Here is a 20,496-nt window from a genome sequence, read left to right as displayed (position 1 = left end):
CTTGTGTGTGCACCTGAACCAACAGGCTCAGATCGCCAGCGCAGCCTGTTCGAGGTATTGGCTGCGATTGACGAAGGTTTCCCGCGGCATTTCCCGCACGTCCATGGACAACGCCTCGACCTCTGGCAACAAGGCGACCAGCGCCGCCATGGTCGCTGACGCGAGGCTGCGCCGTTGTTCAGCGCTGCGCCCGGCGAACAGGTACAGCGCCACGTGGACAAAATCATCCTGGGTGGCACCGCAGCGGTAATGCTCGAAGCTGTTCAGGCGCGCCTTGATATCGCCAGGCTTGAACAAGCCGCTGGCGTCGATGGCGTCGTGCACGGCGGCCAGCAACTTCTGTTCGCCGACTCGCCGGGCGAGGGCTGCCGGGCAATCGATAATGCAATGGGGCATGTTGAATTCCTTGAGTGAAAACGCAGGGTTCAGACCGTCGCAACCCGCGGCGACTCGGCACTGAAATCGCGACTGGCCTGCACCAGCATGCGGGTGTATTCGTGACGAGCCAGGTCCTGACTCAACGCCTGGCTGTCCAGGCGCTCGACAATCCGTCCCTGCTGCATCACCGCGACCTTGTCGCACAGATGGCTGACCACGCCGAGGTCGTGGGTCACCATCAGGTAGGTGAGCTTCTCGCGCTGACGCAGATCCGCCAGCAGGTTGAGAATCTCGGCCTGCACCGAAACGTCGAGGGCCGAGGTCGGCTCATCCAGCAGCAACACCCGCGGCTGGAGAATCAGCGCCCTTGCAATCGCCACGCGCTGACGCTGGCCGCCGGACAACTGGTGCGGATAGCGATAGCGGAAGCTGTCGTTGAGGCCGACCTTGAGCAGGATGTCGTTGATGCGGTCGTCACGCTCGTCCATCCCGTGGATGGTCAGCGGCTCGCGCAACGCGGTGTCGATGGTATGGCGCGGATGCAGCGAGCCGTACGGGTCCTGGAAGACCATCTGCACCTTGCGAAAGTGCTCCTTGGGGATCTTGTGCTGCAGCGGTACGCCGGCAATGCTCAGCGCTCCGCTCCAGTGCCGGTACTGGCCGGCCAGGCAGCGCAGCACGGTGGTCTTGCCGGAACCCGACTCGCCCACCAGGCCGAACGACTCGCCATCCTCGACACTCAGGTTGACGTCGTGCAGCACCTGGTTGAGCGCAGGGCCGATGCCGAAGCTCAGGTTCAGCGATTGTGCCTGGATCATGGACATGTCAATTACCTCAGCAGGTGAGCCAGAGTGGGTCGCGTTGCAACACCGGCAAGCGCGGGCGGCGGTTGTCCATGCTCGGCAAGGCTGCCAGCAGGCCACGGGTGTAGGGGTGTTCGGCGTACTGCAGGTCGCAGGCGGCAAGTGACTCGACCACTCTTCCTGCGTACATCACCAGCACGCGGTCGCAGTAGTTGCGCACCAGGTTGAGGTCGTGGCTGACGAAGATCAGCCCCATCTGCTGCTCGACCACCAGCTCTTCGAGCACGTTGAGCACTTGCTGGCGCACCGACACATCGAGCGCCGAAGTCGGCTCATCGGCGATGATCACTTCAGGGTTGGTGATCACCATCATGGCGATCATGATGCGCTGGCCCATGCCGCCGCTGACTTCATGGGGATACAGGTTGTAGACGCGCTGCGGGTCGCGGATGTGGACCTTTTCCAGCATCAGCAGCACCCGGTCGCGGGCTTCACTGCGGCTGGCCTTGTGGTGCGCCAGGTAAGCCTCGGCGATCTGGTCGCCGACCTTGACCACCGGGTTGAGCGAGTACTTGGGGTCTTGCATGATCATCGAGATGCGCTGGCCACGGATCTTCTGCATGGCCTTTTCGCTGGCGCCGAGCAGGTCGACTTCGCCGAACTGCATGGCCTTGGCGCTGATCTGCGTGCTCGCCGGGTGCAGCTTGAGCAAGCTGCGCCCGACGGTGGACTTGCCCGAGCCGGACTCGCCGACAATGGCGAGCTTTTCGCGGCCCAGGGTGAACGACACATCGCGCACCGCGTGCATTTCTTTCTTGCCGTTGACGAAGCGCACATTGAGCGAATCGACATTGAGTTTGAGCGTCGACATAAAGCCTCCAGTTACTCGCTACGCGGATCGAGAATGTCCCGCAGGCCATCGCCCAACAGGTTGAACGCCAGGCTCACCAGCATGATTGCCGCACCCGGTACCGCGACCAGCCACCAGCACTCGAGCATGTAGCGCCGGCCGGTGGAGATCATCGCGCCCCACTCCGGCAGCGGCGCCTGCGCGCCCAGGCCGAGGAAGCCCAGGGCCGCGGCGGTGAGAATGATGCCGGCCATGTTCATGGTCAGGCGGATGATCACCGACGACAGGCACATGGGCACGATGTGGCGCAGGATGATGCGGCTCGAGGACGCCCCCTGCAGCTCCACCGCCACGACGAAGTCGGCCTTGCGCAGCGACAGGGTCTCGGCCCGGGCCAGGCGTGCGATCGGTGGCCATGAAGTCAGCGCGATAGCGACCACGGCATGCTCCAGGCCAGGGCCAAGGGCTGCGATGAACGCCAGGGCCAGCACCAGGCTCGGGAACGAGATGAAGATGTCGGTGATGCGCATGAACACCGTGTCGACGATGCCGCCGAAATAGCCCGAGACGGTGCCGATGAACAGCCCGATCGGGCCGACGATAATCGTCACCAGGGCAATGATGTACAGGGTGATGCGTGAGCCGTAGACCAACCGGCTGAAGATGTCGCGGCCGTATTCGTCGGTGCCGAACCAGTGCGCGGCGCCGGGGGCCTGCAGGGCGTTGGCGAGGTTCTGCACCACCGGGTCGTGGGTGGCGATCCAGGGCGCGAAGGCGGCCACCACCATGAGCAGCAAGGCCACCAGCACCCCGGCCAGGGTCATCGGGTTGCGCAACAGGTGACGCAGCACCCGCAGGCTGCTTTTGTACAGCGCGTCGAGGCTGGAGGCGGGCGTCTTGTCGGCCGGCCGCCCGGCGGTTGATTCGGTAGAAGACAGGTTGGCAATCATCGGCATGCTCTCGATGTGAAATCATGGCCACCCGGGACGTCCGCAGACGCCTCCCGGCGGTGTTCAGCGTTGCTTGTAGACACCCAGGTAACGGGTCGCCTCGGCGTCATCGTCGACGAAGCCCTTGACGTCCACCGCGCTCACGGCAGTGTCGGTCATCTGCGAGATCATCATGATCGGGCCGACCTGCTCGTCGTACAGCTTCTGCGCCTGGTGGTAGAGGCTCAGGCGCTTGCCTGCGTCGCGCTCGACACCGACCTGGTCGATCAGCTCATTGAGCTGGCGATTGAAGAACGACGCCCGCCAGCCCTGGAAGTTGGGCAAGCCGGCGGCGTCACCGTTGTCCGGGTTGTAGATGAACGTGCGCAGGCTGAAGTACGGGTGCGGGTAGCGCTCGGCACCGCGCGCCACGATCATCTCGAAGTTGCGCGCGCGCATGGCGCCATACACCTGGTTGCCGGTGCCGGTGACGATGCTGGCCTTGATCCCGCCTTCGGCCAGGGTCGACTGCATGCGCGCGGCAATGTCGATGAAGGGCGGCTCGGACAGGGTGCGAATGGTGGTGCTGAAACCTTGGGGGTAGCCGGCCTCGGCCAGCAGCGCCTTGGCCTTGGCCACGTCCATTTTGTAGCCTGGGTCTGGCAGGCGCGCCTCCAGGCCCAGCTGCATCGGCTGCTGGTTGAGCTTGCCGTAATGCGGCATCACCTGTTCGTCCAGGCCCTGGTAGTCGATCAGGTTACGCACCGCTTCGCGGACTTTCTGGTTGGCGAATTCGGGCTGTTTCATGCTCATCGCCACGTAATACATCGTGCCGCGTTGCAGCGACTGCACCTGCAGCTTGTCGGAGTGCTCGATGGCCTTGATGTCGGGCGCGGCCATGCCGTAGACCAGGTCCAGGTCACCGCGTTCGAGCATCAGGCGCAGCGATTGCGACTCGGTCATGTGGCGCACCAGCACCCGCTTCATCTTGGCCGGCCCAGCCCAGTAATCATCGAAACGGCTCATCACCAGCGAATCGTTGGCGCTCCATTTGCTCAGGGTGAACGGGCCGCTGCCAGCTTCGTGAGTGACCAGCCAGGCAGCGCCCAGGTCGCCGTTCTTCTCGTGCTTCAAGGCTTCCTGTCGATCGACCACCACGGCGCTGGGCGAAATCGCCAGCGAGTCGATCACCAGCAATGGGTCGGTCGGCTGTGGCAGGTCGACTACCAGGGTTTGCGCATCGGTGGCGCGGATCAGCCCCTGGATGTTGTCGACGCTGTAGCCGTAGGCCTTCCAGGTGGTGGCCAGGCCGAAGTTGAGTTTCATCACCCGGTACAGCGACCACGCCACGTCTTCGGCGGTGAGGGCGTTGCCAGAGTGGAACTTCACGCCGTTGCGCAGGTGGAAGGTGATCTGCTTGCCGTCTTCGCTCACCTCCCAGCGTTCAGCCAGCTGCGGCAGGTGTTTTTCCGGGTTGCCGTGGTCGCGCTTGACCAGCGTGTCGTAGAGGTTGGCATTGACCCCGGAGGCATCCAGGCCCGGCGCGTTGGCCGGGTCGATGGAGAACAGGTTGACCATGCTCATGCCGACGATCAACTGATCGGCAGGGGTCTTGGCCTGCACCGCGGCGATCGGACTCAGCGCCATGATCGCGCCCAGCAGGCTCATGCGCAGGGTCGGCAATACAGTGTTCATGTGGGCATCCTTCTTTTTATAGTTGTTTACTGTGCTCACGCAGGCCTGGGCGGCTCAGCGGGTCCGGGGATCGAACACTTTGTACAGGGCGTCGCTGACCAGGTTGAGGGCGACGAAGATCAGGCCGATCACCAGCACGCACCCCATCACCGCATTCATGTCACCGAGCATCAGGCTGCTGGTGAGGTACTGGCCAAAGCCGGGCCAGGCGAACACCGTCTCGATCAGCACCGCACCTTCGAGCAGCGAGCCGTAGGCCAGGGCGACCACCGTGAGCAACTGCACGAGGATGTTGCGAAACGCATGCCCCCAGACCACCTGGCGCCGCGACAGGCCCTTGACCCGCGCGGTGATGATGTATTCCTGGGACAGCTGTTCGAGCATGAAGCTGCGGGTCATGCGGCTGATGTAGGCGACCGAGTTCAGGCCGAGGATCAGCCCCGGCAGGACGATGTGCCGCAGTGCGCTGGCAAAGGCTTCCCAGTCACGCGCCAGCGCCGTGTCGATCAACAGCAGGCCGGTGACGTCCGGCACCATGCCGTCGTAGGCCAGGTCGATGCGCCCTGCCCCGCCCGCCCAGCCCAGCCAGGCATAGAACACCAGCAGGCCCATCATGCCGACCCAGAAAATCGGCGTGGAGTAACCGAACAGGGTGATCACCCGTGCCACATGATCACCCAGGCGGCCCTGGTTGCTGGCGGCAACCACACCCAGCGGCAAGCCGATGAGGATGCCGAACAGGATCGCCAGGGTCGCCAGTTCGATGGTCGCCGGGAACACCCGCTTGATGTCTTCGAGCACCGGGTGGCCGGTCAGTAGCGCGTTGCCGAAATCACCGTGCAGCAGGTCATCGAGGTACAGGCCGAACTGGGTCCAGATCGGTTTGTCCAGGCCCATGGCCCGGTACACCTGGTCGTAGGTGGTGCTGTCGGCGTCCGGACCGACCACGGCCAGCACCGGGTCCAGCGGCATCACCCGACCAATGAAGAAGGTCAGCGCCAGCAGGCCCAGCAGAGTCACCAGGACGGTGCTGGCCCGGCGGGCCGTGCCGGACACGCGGGCGCCCAGCACAGAGGCAGTCGAAAGAAACATATCAGGCTCCTGAAAAAGCGTTCACCAAGCACCGAAGCGTGAGGGACGCGCACGCCCCTCACCCGCTCAACGCGACTTGTAGACGTCCTTGTAAGGGGTGGTGGCCGCGGTGTGGCCCTGGTAATCCCGGACATCGTTGTACAGCACCACGGTGTCGGTCATTTGCGAGACGGGCAGGATCGCCCCCACCTGCGCATCCAGGGTGGTCTGGATCTGCTGGTACTGCGCCAGTTGCCGCGCCTTGTCCGGCTCGACTTCGGCCTGTTCGATCAGGCTGTTCAACTCGGGGCTGTAGAACGACGTGCGCCAGCCCTGGAAGTTGCTCAGCTTGGCTTCGTCGCGGTTGTCCGGGTTGTACACCAGGGTGCGCAGGCTCGAATGCGGATGCCGCTCAGCACCGCCACCACCGCGCCCGACCAGCATGTCGAAACTGCGCTCACGCATGGCGCCGTAGATCTGGTTGCCGGTGCCGGTCACGATGGTGGCCTGGATGCCGGCTTGGGCCAAGGTCGATTGCAGGCTGGAGGCAATGTTGATGAACGGCGGCTCGGTGAGCACGCGGATAGTGGTCTTGAAGCCTTCGGGGTAGCCGGCGTCGCTCAGCAGCTGTTTCGCCTCGGCCACGTTCAGGGTGTAGCCCGGATCGTCCAGGCGCGCCGGCAAGCCCAGCGGCAGTGGCCGCTGGTTGAGCTGGCCGTAGTGCGGCATCACGGTCTGGTTGATGCCCTGATAGTCGATCAGCGAACGCACCGCCCGGCGTACGCGGGCGTCGTCAAAGGGCTTTTGCTTGACGTTCAGGGCCACGTAATAAAGGGTGCCGCGCTGCACGGTCTGGGTACGCACCTTGTCGGACTTCTCCAGCGCTTCGATATCCGGCGCGGACATGCCCTTGGCCAGGTCCAGGTCACCGCGCTCGACCATCAGGCGCAGTGACTGCGATTCGGTCATGTTGCGCATGACGATGCGCTTGAGCCTGGCCGGGCCACCCCAGTAACCGTCGAAGCGGGTCATCAGGATCACGTCGTTGGCGCGCCAGTCATTGAGGATGAACGGACCGCTGCCGGCAGCGTGGGTAACCAGCCAGGCGCCGCCCATGTCATTGCCCTTCTGATGCTGCTGCACCACTTTGCGGTCGAGGATGAATGCGCTGGGCGAGGTCGCCAGGGTATTGAGGATCAGCATCGGATCGGTCGGGCGCGGCAGTTCGACGACGAAGGTGTGCTCGTCGGTGGCGCGCAGGTACTGGTCGACGTTGCCAGCGGTAAAACCGTAGGCCTTCCAGGTCGAGGCCAGGGCCAGGTTGAGCTTGAGAACCCGTTGCAGTGACCAGGCGACGTCTTCGGCGCCGAGTGGATTGCCAGACTGGAACGTCACGCCCTTGCGCAAGTTGAAGGTCAGGGTCTTGCGATCAGCGCTGACCTGCCAGCTTTCGGCCAGGGCCGGTACCAGCCGGTCCGGTTGCCGCACATCCTGCACCAGCAGCATGTCGTACAGGTTGGCGTTGATCTCCGAGACATCCAGCCCGGTGGCAGCCGCCGGGTCGAGGGACAGCAGGTTGATCATGCTCATGCCGACGATCAACTGGTCGGCCGGGGTCTTGGCGAATGCAGCAGAGACCGAGGTCAGCGCCAGCGATGCGGCAAAGACCCCCGCCCAGAGTTTGGGGAGAACGCTCATGTGAGATAGCCTTTTTATAGTTATTGGACTCTCGGGCGGCACGCCATGACGCGTGCCGCCATGCACGAATCAGTAGTTGTGCAGCGTGTTGGTCTCGACGTAGTCGAAGTCGATCTCCTCGCCCAGGCCTGGCAGGTCCGACAGGTGCACGAAGCCGTCTTCATCCATTGGGTCGACCAGGCGCTTGAGGTATGCCGGCACCTCGTCGTAGTTGAGGAACGGGTGCAACAGGCCGCGCTCGTACCAGGTGCAGTTCTTGATCGCGCCGACCACCGCCAGGTTGGCCGCGCCGTTGCCGTGGATCTCGCAATTCATGCCGAACGACTCGGCCATGTGCGCGACTTTCAGGCACGGTGCAATCCCGCCGACCCCGGCGACACCGGCGCGCAAGATGTCACAGACATCGTTCTTCACCCAGCTGGCCCGGCTCAGGTGCTTGCCGCCCAGGCTTTCCGGGCCCAGCACCGGAATGTCCAGCTGAGCGGACAACCAGGCATAGGATTCGGCAGAGTCTTCCATCATCGGCTCTTCGAACCAGGCGAAATCCAGCTTCTCCAGGGCGCGGCCGATGGTCAGTGCTTCGGTGCGGCTGTACCAGTGATAACCATCGATCATCAGCGCGATGTCCGGGCCGACCGCCTCGCGCACCGCCGCGCACGCCTTGATATCCATGCTCACGCTGGGTGCGAACGACACCGGCGGCATCCAGGTGTGCAGCTTGATTGCCTTGTAGCCGCGCTTGACCAGGGTCTCGGCGAAACGGCCGTACTCCTCCGGGGTCGACAAACCGCCCGCCAGCTCGTCACCGCACATGGTCGAACCGTACGCAGGCACCTTGTCGCGGTAACCGCCGATCAGCTTGTGCACCGGCACGTTCAGCTTGCGTCCGGCCCAGTCCCACAGGGCCTGCTCGACCAGCGCCAGGGCACGATCGGTCAACTGGCTGGCGCTGCCGCGCTGCCAGTGCGCCAGGTCGTGCCAGATCTTCTCGCGATCAAAGGCATTGGCGCCCACCAGCACTTTGCGCACGAAACCGTCCAGCACATAAGGGCGAATGAGCTCGGGCGCACCCAGTGCGAAGCCTTCGTTACCGCATTCGGTCCTGATGCGCAGCAAGGCCATCTGGGCCTGGGCAACGTCGCCCGGGTGGGCATGGCCGGCGCTGTCGACAGCGCGGCGTGTGGGGTAGGAAAAAACCTGGACGTTTACAGCAGTGATGATCATGGACGTCTGAGCCTTCTTGTTTGATTTGTGGCGGGTGAGTCACGCTCTGGAGGTGATCCTACGTCATCGTACAACATTTGAAAAGGCCCTCTTGAAAACTTTAAAAAAGACGCTTTTTCAGGGTGATTATCATCACTTAGACATCATTTCATTGCCGATCAATCCTCTATAAAGCCCATTTTAGAGCGATCGTACCGAGTTGTCCGACAACATTTGAAGAAACCGTAGACGACCTGAATGTTGTACGATAACTTATGCCGAAATTCACCAGGGAGCTCCCACCCCGCCGCACCGGATTTCACAGCCACGACCCGCCTCATAACGACCTCGACAAAAACAAAAAAGAAGATCGCATGAACAAATCACTCCGCAATCTCATTGCTGTCAGCACCCTCGGCTGGTCTTTTTATGCCTGCGCAGACTCGGCCAGTATCGATTACCGTCACGGTTACACCGAAGACGACAGCATCCACTCCGACCGGGTGAAACTTAATTACCGGATGGACAGCGGCCTGGGTTTTGCAGCCGAGATCAAATACAAGACGGCAGGCGATCGCGAAGACGTCGCCTACGACAACATGGTCAACAACGGCCATGAGCTCACCGTGGACTACAACTTCAAGTTGAGCCCCAAGTCGACGCTGACGCCGTCATTCCAGGTGGACAGCTCCAAGGACGCCACCACGTACAAGTTCGGCCTGAAATACAACTACAAGATCTCCGACACCTGGTACGTCGCCACGCGCCTGCGTCTCGATGCGAAGAGCCTGGACCGCGACCAGATCGACCACAGCTACAGCGACCGCGCCAAGGACAACCAGAACACTACCCGCTTCGAAGGCTGGCTCGGCTACACCCCCCAAGGCCCGTGGGCGTTCGAGTACCAGTACATCTACTTCGACACCGACTACATCCGCTACGACAACAAGAAGAGCGACTACGAGCAAAACCTGATCATCAAGTACAAGATCAACAAGCAGTGGGCCCCGTTCATGGAAGTGGGCGACATCAAGGTCAACGCCTACACCGACGACCGCCAGGGCCGCTGGCGCCTGGGGATCAAGTACACGTTCATGTAATGCCCCACCGCCGGGCAGCCGCCAGGGTTGCCCCGCAAGGTCCACGACAAAAATCCCATTAGAGACGCACCCGCCATGACGACATCTCCCTCCTCCACTGCGAACAAGCCCTTCAACCGCCTGCTGCTGACCGGCGCCGCCGGCGGGCTTGGGCAGATTTTGCGCGAAGCGTTGCAGGCGCACGCCAATGTCGTACGCGCCAGCGATATCAGCGAGATGGCGCCACCCGCTGGCGAGCATGAAGAGGTGATCAGCTGCAACCTGGCGGACAAGGCCGGGGTCCTGGCGCTTGCCAACGAAGTGGATGCCATCGTGCACCTGGGCGGGATCTCCACCGAGCGTGCGTTCGAGGAGATTCTCGAGGCCAACATCCGCGGTACGTTTCATGTCTATGAGGCCGCGCGCAAACACGGGATCAAGCGCGTGGTTTTCGCCAGCTCCAACCACGTCACCGGCTTCTATCCGCAGGACCAGCAACTGGACGCGCATTCCCCGCGCCGCCCGGACTGCTACTACGGGCTGTCCAAGTCCTATGGCGAAGACCTTGCGACCTTCTATTTCCATCGCTACGGCATCGAGACCGTGAGCTTGCGCATTGGCTCCTCGTTCCCCGAGCCACGCAACCTGCGCATGCTGTCCACCTGGCTGAGCTACGCCGACCTGGCGCACCTGGTGGAACGTGCGTTGCTCGCCGAGAACGTTGGCCACACCGTGGTCTATGGCGTTTCGGCGAACCGCGACCTGTGGTGGAACAACCGTTTCGCGGCGCACCTGGGCTTCAACCCGCAGGACAGCTCCGAGCGTTTCCGCGCGCAGATGGAGCAACAGCCCAAGCCTGCGACGGACGATCCCAACGCCCGGCTGCAAGGGGGCGCGTTCACGGCGGCCGGCCCTTTCGGCGACTGAACCCTGTCCCCACAGCCGGCAACGCCGGCCCCTGAATCCGGAACCGACCCATGACCGCAGAACTCATCATCGACGCCCGCAACGCCACCGGCGAAAGCCCGATATGGCAGCCACAGGAAAACGCACTCTACTGGGTGGACATCCCCGCCGGCCGCTTGCACCGCTGGCAGCTCGACGGCCAGACCCACTCCTGGCAGGCCGAGGAAATGCTCGCGTGCATCGCCCGCAGCCCGCAAGGCCATTGGCTGGGCGCACAAGAAAGCGGGATCTTCCAGCTGACCCCCCAGGCGGATGGGCGCCTGCGCGCAACAAAATGCGCCAGCGTCGAACATGCCCGCGACAACATGCGTTTCAATGACGGACGCTGCGACCGCCAGGGCCGCTTCTGGGCCGGCACCATGCACCCCGGCATGGGCGCCGATACGGTTGGCGCACTCTACCGTTACGACCCGCAAGCCGGTGGCTCGATACAACCCTTGCACGCTCGCCTGGAAGGCCTGACCGTCCCCAACGGCATGGCCTTCAGCCCGGACGGCAAGACTATGTACCTCTCGGATTCGCATCCCGGCGTGCAATTGATCTGGGCCTTCGACTACGACATCGACAGCGGCACACCGCACAACCGCAGAGTGTTCGTCGACATGAACCAGCACCCGGGCCGCCCGGATGGTGCCGCCGTGGATGCCGAGGGCTGCTACTGGATCTGTGCGATCGATGCCGGACAGGTGCTGCGCTTCACCCCCGAAGGCAAACTGGATCGCGCACTGCACCTGCCGGTGAAAAAACCGACCATGTGCGCCTTTGGCGGCCCACAGCTGGATACGTTGTTCGTCACCTCGATCCGTCCCCAGGGCATCGACCTGACCGACCAGCCGCTGGCCGGAGGTGTATTCGCCTTGAATCCCGGGGTGAAGGGCCTGCCTGAACCGCTGGCACGGGCCTGAACCAGGCTTGTTCACTTGCATGACCAACGCACGAAAGATAAGGTCTAGGGCATGACTCCATTGCGCATCAAATCGACCACGAACACCACGACCGCCATCGGCGGGTCGTAAACGTTTTCGTGAGCTGAAAAAACCGAAAACTCAAAGACCCGCCAGCAATGGACCGGGTCTTTTTTTTGCCCCCTCGGCGCTGGCTCAAACGTAAGGAAACGCTCCATGTACGCACTTCTGATTCTCGACATGCAGGTAGGGCTTGTGCACGGCCCGGAGAAACCGTGGCGCAGCGAAGCGCTCGTGGGCACCTTGAAGCGCCTGATGAGTAACGCCCATGAGGCGGGCGCGCCGATCTTTCTTGCCCGTCACATCGGCCCCGCGGGCTCGCCTATCGAGTCAGGCAGCCCCCTCACAGAACTTGTCCAGGAACTGGCGTTGCAAGGTGACGAAGTGATCTTCGAGAAAACCCGCCCCAATGCCTTCGCCCAGACCCACCTCGCGGCACAGTTGCGTGAGCGCGGTTGTGAAGGTGTAGTCATCACCGGCATGAAAACCCAATACTGTGTCGACAGCACGACCCGCGCCGCCCGCGACTCGGGTTTCGATGCAGTGCTGATCGCCGACGGCCATACCTGCCCTGATACCCCGACCCTCAAGGCTGAGGCCGTTATCGCCCATCACAACGCGACCCTGGCAGGGCCCTTCTGCCGGCTTGTTCAAGCCCGGGACTGGGCGTTCTGATGGTGCCTGCTGATCGACTCGAACCTGGGTCGATCAGCCTGCGTTGCGAGCGTCTCAGTGCTCCCGCCATCGACATCGGCAAAGACACCCCGGCCATCAGGTCTATTCAGGGGCTGTTTCCTTCATCCCTGGCGATAGAGTTTCTTTCAGGAGAGGCTTGGGTAATCGGTGTACCCTGCCGCGTCACCACCGTAATAGGTATCGCGGTCCGATTCCGCGAGCGGCGCATTGAGTTGCAGCCGTTCGACCAGATCAGGATTACTGATAAAGTGACGTCCGAAGGCCACCATGTCGGCGTGGCCAGTGGCAACAGCGTCAAGGGCCATCTGGCGGTCGTAGCTGTTGTTGGCGATGTAACGACCACCATACGCCGCATGCAGCGCTTTGAAGTCAAAGGCGTCAGCCTCATTTTCGCCTCGGGTTTGGCCTTCCACGCAGTGAAGATAAGCCAAACCCAGTCGCCCGAGCTGTTCGGCAAAATAGCCATAGGTCGCCTGTGGATCGCTGTCCAGCGGCGTATCGCCGACAGCACGCGTGATCGGCGACAGTCTCACGCCAACACGGTCCGCGCCCCAAATCTGCGAAACGGCCTGTACAACTTCGAGGGGGAATCGAATGCGATTTTCCACCGAGCCACCGTACTGGTCAGTACGCACGTTAGTGCTGTCGCGAATGAACTGCTCAAGCAGGTAGCAGTTGGCCGAGTGCACCTCGACGCCATCAAAACCAGCCTCCAGCGCACAACGTGCAGCGTGCTGGTAATCCTCCAGGATCAATGCAATTTCTTCGGTCCGCAGTGCACGGGGCATCGACGGTGCGCCCAATGTTTGCGACTCAAGGAAAACCACCTCCCCGGCCTGTATTGCCGAGGGTGCAACGGGGGCGTTACCGTTCTCTTGCAGGCTCACATGGGACATTCGACCGACATGCCACAACTGGCACACGATCTTGCCTCCCGCCTCATGCACCGCATCAGTGACTTGATGCCAGGCCGCTACGTGCTCCGCTGTATAGATGCTTGGCGTAAAGGCATAACCACGGCCCTGCCGTGAAATGTTAGTGGCCTCCGAGATGATAAGACCTGCACTTGCCCGCTGCCGGTAGTACTCAACCGCCAGTTGCGTGTGCACACCCTCCATCGTCGCCCGGGAGCGTGTCAACGGCGCCATGGCGACACGGTTGGCGACTTTGATTGCGCCGATCGACAGAGGAGAAAAAAGATCGGATCGTTGGTTGACGGACATACGTTTTGACTCCAGGTTTCAAGTAACAGGCTGCGAAACACCGACGAAACAAGCCAGGTGTGCAGCCCAGGCACCACTCGCAAACAAGTGTCAGGAGCGGGTTCCAAAACGTTACAGGGGTGACGGAAAATGGGGTGTTAAACGCGGTTAAACGTGGTCAAGCATCCTCTCCTTGAATGCCTCATCGATGAATGCTGCTGCACCTTTGAGGGCCTTCATTCCTTGCGGGAGAATCGCTGCGAACAGGTGCCAGACATGAAACATTTCCGGCCAGACTTCCAGCGTCACGCGAACGCGATTCTCTGCCAGGTGCGCAGCCAATCGAATCGCATCACTCAACATGACTTCACTCTCCCCGATGTGCACCAGTATCGGTGGCAACCCACGCACATCTGCAAAGACCGGGGACGCATCCGGATCGTTTTTCAACGCTCCCTGCAAAAATGCCTTGGCCATCAAGTTCAGGCCCGCCAAGTTCACGGTGGGGTCCACTCCATCACGGGTCAGCATCGATGAGCCGCCATGTTCAAGATTGGCCCAAGGAGAAAGGGCTACTCCGGCGACCGGAAGCGGCAGCCCGGCATTGCGTGCCGCAACCATCACCGATACCACCATGGCCCCACCCGCAGAATCACCCGAAAATGCGATTTTTCGCGGCGATGTGCCCTGCTCCAGCAGCCAAAGGTAAGACGCCAGTGTGTCTTCGATCGCGGCGGGAAACGGGTGCTCTGGTGCGAGACGATAATCGGGCATGTAAACCGTCGCCCTCAACAGCTTGGCGTAATGCCCTGCCAGACCGTGATAACCATCGGGGCTGCCCGCGACATACCCACCGCCATGGATGTAAAGCAGCACCCTGCCTTCTTCGACCTCCGCTGGCGAGACGAGCGTCGCGGCAACACCGCCCATATCGATCGTCTCTATCGTTACACCTTCAGGGGTTGGATGAGCTGCGAGCACCTCGACATAGTTACGCCGGGCTGTCTCCCAACACCCAGCCTCGCCGCGCAACAAAGGGCCGAAGGCTAATGATGCGGTATTCCATGCAACGATACGTTCCTGAACTATCGGGCTAATAATCATAGGTAACCTCAAGGGTCTTGTTCACAGTTGTCGAACCAGTCGCGAAGGACTGTTGAAGCCTCACGACCGGATCAAACGAAGAAGTGGCGCATGGCATTGAACTGATCGAGTGGCGCTTTCCCCCACCGCGATCAACTGGCGCCCGTTAGAGTCAACCCCGGCTATTGCGCCAGGTAACCACCATCGATAACCAGCTCCGTACCCGTGACGTAGAGCGACTCATCAGAGGCCAGGTACAGGCAGCCGTAGGCAATCTCGATGGGTTTGCCTGCTCGTTTCATCGGCGTCGATTCGATGACCAGATCGTTAAGGTCAGGTGCTTGCGCCTGGGTAAGCGGCGTATCGATAAAACCGGGATGCACCGAGTTGACCCGGACCCCTTCGGTCGCATAAGTCAGCGCAGCGTTTTTCGACATGGTACGTACCGCACCTTTTACAGCGTGGTAGGCGTGGGCACCGGCAACGGCCGCACTGCCCCAAATCGACGAGATGTTGACGATCGACCCCGCCCCCTGTTTTCGCATCACCCGGACCGCCTCGCGCATACCGAGAAAGACGCCCGTCTGATCGACCGCGATCATCTGCATCCATTCCTTCATCTCCAGCTCGTCCAGCCGTTCGTAGGCAATGATCCCGGCATTGTTGATCAGCACATCAAGACGACCATGTTTAGCGATGATCACCGCGACCGCCGACGACCAGTCCTCTTCGCTCGTGACGTCAAGCTTCAGGACCTCGACATCTTCGCTATAGGGGCTTGCAGGAGCAGCAATATCACTGGCAAACACCGTGGCTCCCTCTTTCGCGAACAGCTCCGTGACGGAGTAGCCAATACCGCTGGCAGCGCCAGTGACCAGTACCACTTTGTTTTGCAGTCTCATAACGTAAACCCTTCTGTACATCACGCGTTGTGGGAAATCCCGGTGGCTTGATGCGCAGGAAGACAGCGACCTGCTCACGCAGGCTCCTCATCTCATGAACGAGCCAGAAGAACGCCCGGGTAGAGGCACAGCGAAAAGCAGTCGATGCTCTATGCACATCAGCACCGCCACCTTAGCGCTGGCCTGGTCGTGCAGACGGTTAAACGTTGTCAATTGCGGTGAACATGGCGGCAGATCACACTCAGTTGAGCTGAAGTGCCTGTGCCGACGCTTTCAAATCGTGCGTTTCGAACCCTTCCGTGAATCGACAAAAGACGCTCTCCAGCGCATCCCTGGCTTCCCTGCTCTTACTCAGGGAGAATCTGGTTCGAAACATGACAAGGGCTACTCGCAACTCCCAACCCAACGCGTGCTGTTCCCGGGCACAGCCCAATGCCTGGGACAGCAAGCCCTCGACCTCTTCAGATCCAGCCTGTTCAAAGGCCATGATCACTTCGGCCTTGGTTTTCAACAGGTCTGCAAAGCTGAATAGGCCCCTTGTCTCATGTGCCAGATCGATCGCCTCTTTGATCGCGGCCAATGCGCCTGGCTGATCTCCACTTGCACTTAGCGCTTCGGCCAGTGCCTGCAGTGCATCCATTCTCACAAAGCTGAGCGTCGGTGGCGGCAGGTTCGCCAGGCACTGCTGAAGATGCTCAATGGCAACCAGGAAGCCGCTCTGATTCAGCGATAGCAAGCCTTTCAAGAAATGGATGACCTGATGGCGCACCCCAACTTTGTAGTCTTGGGCGACGTTCTCCAACTCCTGAATGAGGCGCTCGGCGAAGTCTGACTCGTCGTTGGTGAGAAGGATCGGGAAACAGAGCGTCGCACAGAGGCAGAACGAATCCGGATGAACCCTGCTATCGCTGATAGCGCTATGCGCCAATTGCAACGCCTGTACCGGCATCCCCCGAATCCACTTGACACGCGCCCTACCGAGGCTGGCAATGGTTTTCTCTTTGCTCTCAAAGTAACGCAGTGGGCGCAACACATTCTGGGCAACGAGATCGATACCAGAAAGGTAGTGCTCATCGGCCGCCAATTGTTCACCCGAGAAATGCCAGGATGAACCCTCCATCCAACAAGCGATCACCTTCTCACTTGGTCCTCCATGATCGCGCGCGGCAATGGCATACTGCTCACTGACGACCAGCGACTCCCGAAACCTGCCAGTTGCCATCAAGACCAAATGAAGGCCCGCAAGAAAATGAAACGTCGAGTGGCTGTCATCCAAGCGCCGTGCCAACGCCAGACCGCGTTCCACAGTCCCCGTCATTTCACCGCCGTACTCACCTCCGCTGTAGTACGTGATGGCCAGTGTCTCAAGAAGGCCCAGTTCGAGCTTCGTCGAACAGAGGTGGTGCGGCAGCATTCCCAGGGCACGCTCGCAGCAACGCTTACACTCCATGAGAAGGCCAAGCGCCAGGAAAAGTGGCGCTGCCAGGCTGCTTAATTGCGCTGCCAGGCCAGGATCTTGCCCTGTCGTAAAGGACCACTCCAGCGCCGCACGTACATTATCGATTTCCGGCATGCGAAAGGCAGTGCTGTTGGTGGTTGCGGACTGAACAAACTCAAAAGTCCGTAGTTGCTGCGCGTAGTACAAGGCATGCCTGAGTGCGATCTTGTCGGTTATGTGCAGCCTGGCTAACCGGTTAGCCGCGTACGCCTTGGTCGTCTCATGCAGTCTGATATAGGTTTCGCTCTCCTGCGAATGGATGGCGACCAGCGACTTGCCCACCAGATCTCTGATGGCCTCCTCCACTTCGAAAGTGTCGGCATGATCGTCCGCCACCACAGCTACAGCATCTGCGACCGAAAATCTCCCGCAGAACACTGAAAGTCTGTAGAGAATCCCCCGATCGCGCGGGGTGAGCAGATTGTTGCTCCAGTCGATCATGGCCTCGACCGTCTGATGCCTGGGACAGGCATCGCGACGACCTTGCCAGTGCAGGGCAAACCGGTTCGCGAGCAGATTGGCAACACCCCGAACTCCGTATGCACCCACTTGGCTGGCAAGTAATCCTATCGAGTGGGGGTTTCCATCCAGACGACGACACAGAGCAGCTACAACGAGGGCATCGTCATCGCTGAGTTGTTCTCGGGCCCCGCTTTCCTTTGCCCGCTCAATGAACAACCGAATGGCAGGCCAGACAATTGCCTGATTGGCAGTAAGATGCTCGGCCTCAGGAGGGCAGGCCAAGGGGCGTAGCCGATAGACGAACTCGTCTTTGACCCGCAGAGCCTCTCGGCTTGTATTCAAGAAGGACACATTGTCGGTCGCATCCAGAATAAGCAGGCAAATATCGGCTACAGCAGCAATCACATGCTCGCAATTGTCGAGAATGATCAAAGTCTTCTTTACCGAAAGTACTTCCAAAAGTTCGGGAAACAGATCTGCACCTGAGGGTCGGTAGCCAACCGCCAAGGCAAGCGCTTCGAGGACCCGCTCGCCGCGATCCACGGTGCTAAGGTCCACGAAAAAAATCCCGTCACCAAAAGCATCGAGGGTATGCGCAACGAGAACAGCCAATGTGGTCTTCCCCGCTCCGCCGGCACCTACCAGTGTGACCAACCGGCAGTCCGAGATCAGCTGCGAAAGCTCGGCAATGCAACCCTCGCGCCCGACTGCGCCTTTAAACGGTACGGGGATGTGCGAAAGCACCACGGTCATTTCTGGAACTTGTGCAATAAGCGATTGCATTGCCACGTCCTGCCCCGAAGGCAACGGGTTATTGCCTTCGATATGCTCTACCGCTGCTACAAAACAGTACCCACGTCCCGCCACACTGGCGATGTAACGAGCGCCGTCGAGACCGCACCCGAGCGCATGCCGAACGTTGGCGATCTGCACACGTACATTGGACTCTCCAACGACCAGATCAGGCCAGGCGGCGGCGATCAACTCCCGACGGCTCAGAACTTTGCCATTGCACGCTACCAGTGCTGTCAGGATGTCGAAGGCCCGGCTTCCCAGCACGACGTCTACGCCATCCTTTCGCAAAATACGAATGCCTGGATACAAGCAGAACGGTCCGAATACGAACACGTCGTTCATGATCTGATCTCTCTCGATCGTACCGCAAACAAGTGATGATCAATGGCGCTGGAAATCGATTGCACATTTGTTTGGGTTTAGTTGTTATCCACTTCAGGGGCCAGTGCAATGGTGTAAAAGCAGATAGATGGCGACCTGTATCCGCACTTGTGCGGTGCGCCGCCACGCAGGTGCTCTGGAGCTTCCTTCAAGTGACCTTCCAGGGATTGCGCCGCCACTTTTCACAGAAGAACTCGATGAACACCCGAATACGTGGACTGAGGTGTTTTCTGTCCGAGTACAACAAATACACCGGTTCAATGATCCCCGACTTGAAGGCCTCCAGAAGAGGCACAAGCGTGCCCGCCCTGATGTCTGGCCCAATGTGGAAGTCGGCCAGCTTGACCACGCCCGCACCCGATAGAGCCATGTCCCGCAGTAAATCACCTTGAGTGAACGATGCACTGGGCGTCACGGGCACGGATACCCCCTCTCCTTCCTGCACAAATGCCCATTTGCTCCATGGGCTGACAAAGCTGAAATTGAAACAGCGGTGATTCAACAGGTCGGACGGAACAGTGGGGACACCATGTTCCGCCAGATAAGCGGGAGAAGCACAAACAAGCCACTCACATTCCCCAATCCGCTTGGCGATACGTGAAGAGCTCGGCAGCACTCCACTGTGGATGGCGATATCGAGTCCCTGTTCAAAGTGATCCACGAACTGCGCCCCTAACTGAATTTCCACATCCAACGATGGATACAGATCCAGGAACTCGGGCAACCAAGGCACGATCTGGTGCTTGGCAAAGGTGGTCATGGTGTGGATTCGCAGGGTACCGCTGACCCTGGAAGGCAGGCCTTCGGCCAGGGAATCAGCCTCGTTCATGGCATCAACAACGGCCTTGGCGCTGAGCAGGTACGCGGCGCCCTCTTCGGTCAGCGTCAGCAGGCGCGAGCCTCTTTGGAACAACCGAACCTGCAGCCTGTCTTCCAGGCGCGTGATCAACTTGCTCACGGCCGAGGGCGTGATGTTATGAACCCGGGCCGCCGCCGAGAAGCTTCCGCATTCGGTGGACCAGATAAACGCGAGCAGCTGGGAGTAGTTGTCCATTGTCGGTCCTGGGTCATGAGAAAACGCGCCGAAGCGCGTTTTTCGTCAGCGTTCGGATTACCTGATGAACTGTTCAATATAGTCGTCTGGCAAGCCCAGGGTCTTGTAGTGAACGCGAGCGCTTTCAAGCTTGGTGAACACGTCCTCGTAACCCACCGCGACGCCCAGGGGATCGACGTAGGTGTAGCCACCCTGCACGTGAAACCAGGTGATCATTTCTTCAACTTCTTCGGGGACGAACAGGGTATGGGTCTCACCGGGTGGCTCGTAGGCGAAAGAGCCTTCTTCCGCAATCCAGTCATGTTCCAGGTAATGCCAGCGGCCCTTGAGCACGATAGCATGCACGCCGCCGGTGTGGCGGTGACGCGACAGCACACCGGACTGACGCACACGCAACAGGTTGATGTAGTACCCGCCCGAGGTGTTGAGCAGAAGCGGTTTGAAGGAAACGGTTTTGGTCACTGGCACCCACAGCTCATCGTCTTCCAGCCATTGGGTCATCACGCCGGGGTGAACCATGTCCGGGGTCATGAACGGGACTTGCGGTAGTTGGTAGGCAATGGCTGATTCATCAGGCTTCACGGGGGAATTCATTTTTAGGCCTCTCGGTTTTTCAAAGCGTTCACAGCATCGCAATCGCGCCTGAACGGTGGCTGGTTGAAAGGTTAGGTGACTGATCTATCGACGAAAATAGCTACCTGATCACACCAGATGTGACGTCTGGTCATAACTGTAGGAGCGAGCATGCTCGCGATGGTCGTTAACGATAACGCGTGCTTTCTGGTT

Annotated in this window: 19 protein-coding genes; 4 read left to right on the top strand and 15 right to left on the bottom strand. The window is 60.5% G+C overall.

The window, feature by feature from the left end; all coding sequences use genetic code 11:
* Positions 1 to 27: 27 nt before the first annotated feature.
* From PMI35_RS02900 to PMI35_RS02935, 8 genes are all read right to left on the bottom strand, one after another.
* A complete protein-coding gene (locus PMI35_RS02900) occupies positions 28 to 396 on the bottom strand; it encodes a 5-carboxymethyl-2-hydroxymuconate Delta-isomerase (RefSeq protein ID WP_008065613.1) in 369 nt (122 codons plus the stop codon).
* Between the two features lie 29 nt (positions 397 to 425).
* Positions 426 to 1,202 (bottom strand): ABC transporter ATP-binding protein, encoded by a 777-nt coding sequence (locus tag PMI35_RS02905; protein ID WP_008065612.1) that lies wholly within the window; start codon positions 1,200 to 1,202, stop codon positions 426 to 428.
* Between the two features lie 10 nt (positions 1,203 to 1,212).
* A complete protein-coding gene (locus PMI35_RS02910) occupies positions 1,213 to 2,052 on the bottom strand; it encodes an ABC transporter ATP-binding protein (RefSeq protein WP_008065611.1) in 840 nt (279 codons plus the stop codon).
* A gap of 11 nt (positions 2,053 to 2,063) precedes the next feature.
* Positions 2,064 to 2,981, bottom strand: coding sequence for an ABC transporter permease (locus PMI35_RS02915; RefSeq protein WP_008065605.1), 918 nt, complete (start codon positions 2,979 to 2,981; stop codon positions 2,064 to 2,066).
* A gap of 63 nt (positions 2,982 to 3,044) precedes the next feature.
* A complete protein-coding gene (locus PMI35_RS02920; protein WP_008065604.1) occupies positions 3,045 to 4,655 on the bottom strand; it encodes an ABC transporter substrate-binding protein in 1,611 nt (536 codons plus the stop codon).
* A 54-nt stretch (positions 4,656 to 4,709) separates the two neighbouring features.
* A complete protein-coding gene (locus tag PMI35_RS02925) occupies positions 4,710 to 5,747 on the bottom strand; it encodes an ABC transporter permease (RefSeq protein ID WP_008065603.1) in 1,038 nt (345 codons plus the stop codon).
* Between the two features lie 66 nt (positions 5,748 to 5,813).
* Positions 5,814 to 7,424, bottom strand: a complete 1,611-nt coding sequence (locus PMI35_RS02930; RefSeq protein ID WP_008065602.1) for an ABC transporter substrate-binding protein — start codon at positions 7,422 to 7,424, stop codon at positions 5,814 to 5,816.
* Between the two features lie 69 nt (positions 7,425 to 7,493).
* Entirely contained in the window at positions 7,494 to 8,648 is a 1,155-nt protein-coding gene (locus tag PMI35_RS02935; RefSeq protein WP_008065601.1) for a mandelate racemase family protein, read from the bottom strand.
* Between the two features lie 353 nt (positions 8,649 to 9,001).
* On the opposite strand from PMI35_RS02935, the gene PMI35_RS02940 reads away from it, so the two are divergent.
* The 3 genes from PMI35_RS02940 (at position 9,002) to PMI35_RS02950 (ending at position 11,577) form a co-directional block, all read left to right on the top strand.
* Positions 9,002 to 9,727, top strand: a complete 726-nt coding sequence (locus PMI35_RS02940; RefSeq protein ID WP_032832128.1) for an oligogalacturonate-specific porin KdgM family protein — start codon at positions 9,002 to 9,004, stop codon at positions 9,725 to 9,727.
* A 75-nt stretch (positions 9,728 to 9,802) separates the two neighbouring features.
* Positions 9,803 to 10,633 (top strand): NAD-dependent epimerase/dehydratase family protein, encoded by an 831-nt coding sequence (locus tag PMI35_RS02945; protein ID WP_008065598.1) that lies wholly within the window; start codon positions 9,803 to 9,805, stop codon positions 10,631 to 10,633.
* Between the two features lie 50 nt (positions 10,634 to 10,683).
* Positions 10,684 to 11,577 (top strand): SMP-30/gluconolactonase/LRE family protein, encoded by an 894-nt coding sequence (locus PMI35_RS02950; protein WP_008065597.1) that lies wholly within the window; start codon positions 10,684 to 10,686, stop codon positions 11,575 to 11,577.
* Positions 11,578 to 11,621: 44 nt separating this feature from the next.
* Here PMI35_RS02950 and PMI35_RS34800 read toward each other — a convergent pair whose 3' ends face one another.
* Positions 11,622 to 11,795, bottom strand: a complete 174-nt coding sequence (locus tag PMI35_RS34800) for a hypothetical protein (protein WP_157295821.1) — start codon at positions 11,793 to 11,795, stop codon at positions 11,622 to 11,624.
* Here PMI35_RS34800 and PMI35_RS02955 point away from each other — a divergent pair.
* Positions 11,794 to 12,312 carry a cysteine hydrolase family protein gene (locus PMI35_RS02955; RefSeq protein ID WP_008065596.1) on the top strand — a complete coding sequence of 173 codons (519 nt, stop codon included), beginning with the start codon at positions 11,794 to 11,796 and terminating at the stop codon, positions 12,310 to 12,312. The genes PMI35_RS34800 and PMI35_RS02955 overlap by 2 nt on opposite strands.
* A 146-nt stretch (positions 12,313 to 12,458) precedes the next feature.
* Here the strand turns inward: PMI35_RS02955 and PMI35_RS02960 are convergent, their stop codons facing one another.
* The 6 genes from PMI35_RS02960 to PMI35_RS02985 all read right to left on the bottom strand — a co-directional run bounded on the left by PMI35_RS02960 (position 12,459) and on the right by PMI35_RS02985 (position 20,304).
* Positions 12,459 to 13,556 carry an alkene reductase gene (locus tag PMI35_RS02960; protein WP_008065595.1) on the bottom strand — a complete coding sequence of 366 codons (1,098 nt, stop codon included), beginning with the start codon at positions 13,554 to 13,556 and terminating at the stop codon, positions 12,459 to 12,461.
* Between the two features lie 147 nt (positions 13,557 to 13,703).
* Entirely contained in the window at positions 13,704 to 14,639 is a 936-nt protein-coding gene (locus PMI35_RS02965) for an alpha/beta hydrolase (RefSeq protein ID WP_008065594.1), read from the bottom strand.
* Positions 14,640 to 14,800: 161 nt separating this feature from the next.
* On the bottom strand, positions 14,801 to 15,520 hold the full coding sequence (locus tag PMI35_RS02970; protein ID WP_008065593.1) for an SDR family NAD(P)-dependent oxidoreductase: 720 nt from the start codon (positions 15,518 to 15,520) through the stop codon (positions 14,801 to 14,803).
* Between the two features lie 241 nt (positions 15,521 to 15,761).
* Positions 15,762 to 18,617 carry an ATP-binding protein gene (locus PMI35_RS02975; RefSeq protein ID WP_008065592.1) on the bottom strand — a complete coding sequence of 952 codons (2,856 nt, stop codon included), beginning with the start codon at positions 18,615 to 18,617 and terminating at the stop codon, positions 15,762 to 15,764.
* A gap of 187 nt (positions 18,618 to 18,804) precedes the next feature.
* Positions 18,805 to 19,710, bottom strand: coding sequence for a LysR family transcriptional regulator (locus tag PMI35_RS02980; RefSeq protein ID WP_008065591.1), 906 nt, complete (start codon positions 19,708 to 19,710; stop codon positions 18,805 to 18,807).
* A 57-nt stretch (positions 19,711 to 19,767) separates the two neighbouring features.
* The gene (locus PMI35_RS02985) at positions 19,768 to 20,304 is read right to left on the bottom strand and encodes a 2,4'-dihydroxyacetophenone dioxygenase family protein (RefSeq protein WP_008065590.1); all 537 of its coding nucleotides are present in this window, start codon (positions 20,302 to 20,304) and stop codon (positions 19,768 to 19,770) included.
* Positions 20,305 to 20,496: the final 192 nt, after the last annotated feature.

Source organism: Pseudomonas sp. GM78 (assembly GCF_000282475.1).
GTDB lineage: Bacteria > Pseudomonadota > Gammaproteobacteria > Pseudomonadales > Pseudomonadaceae > Aquipseudomonas.
This window is presented reverse-complemented; position numbering and strand designations above follow the sequence as displayed.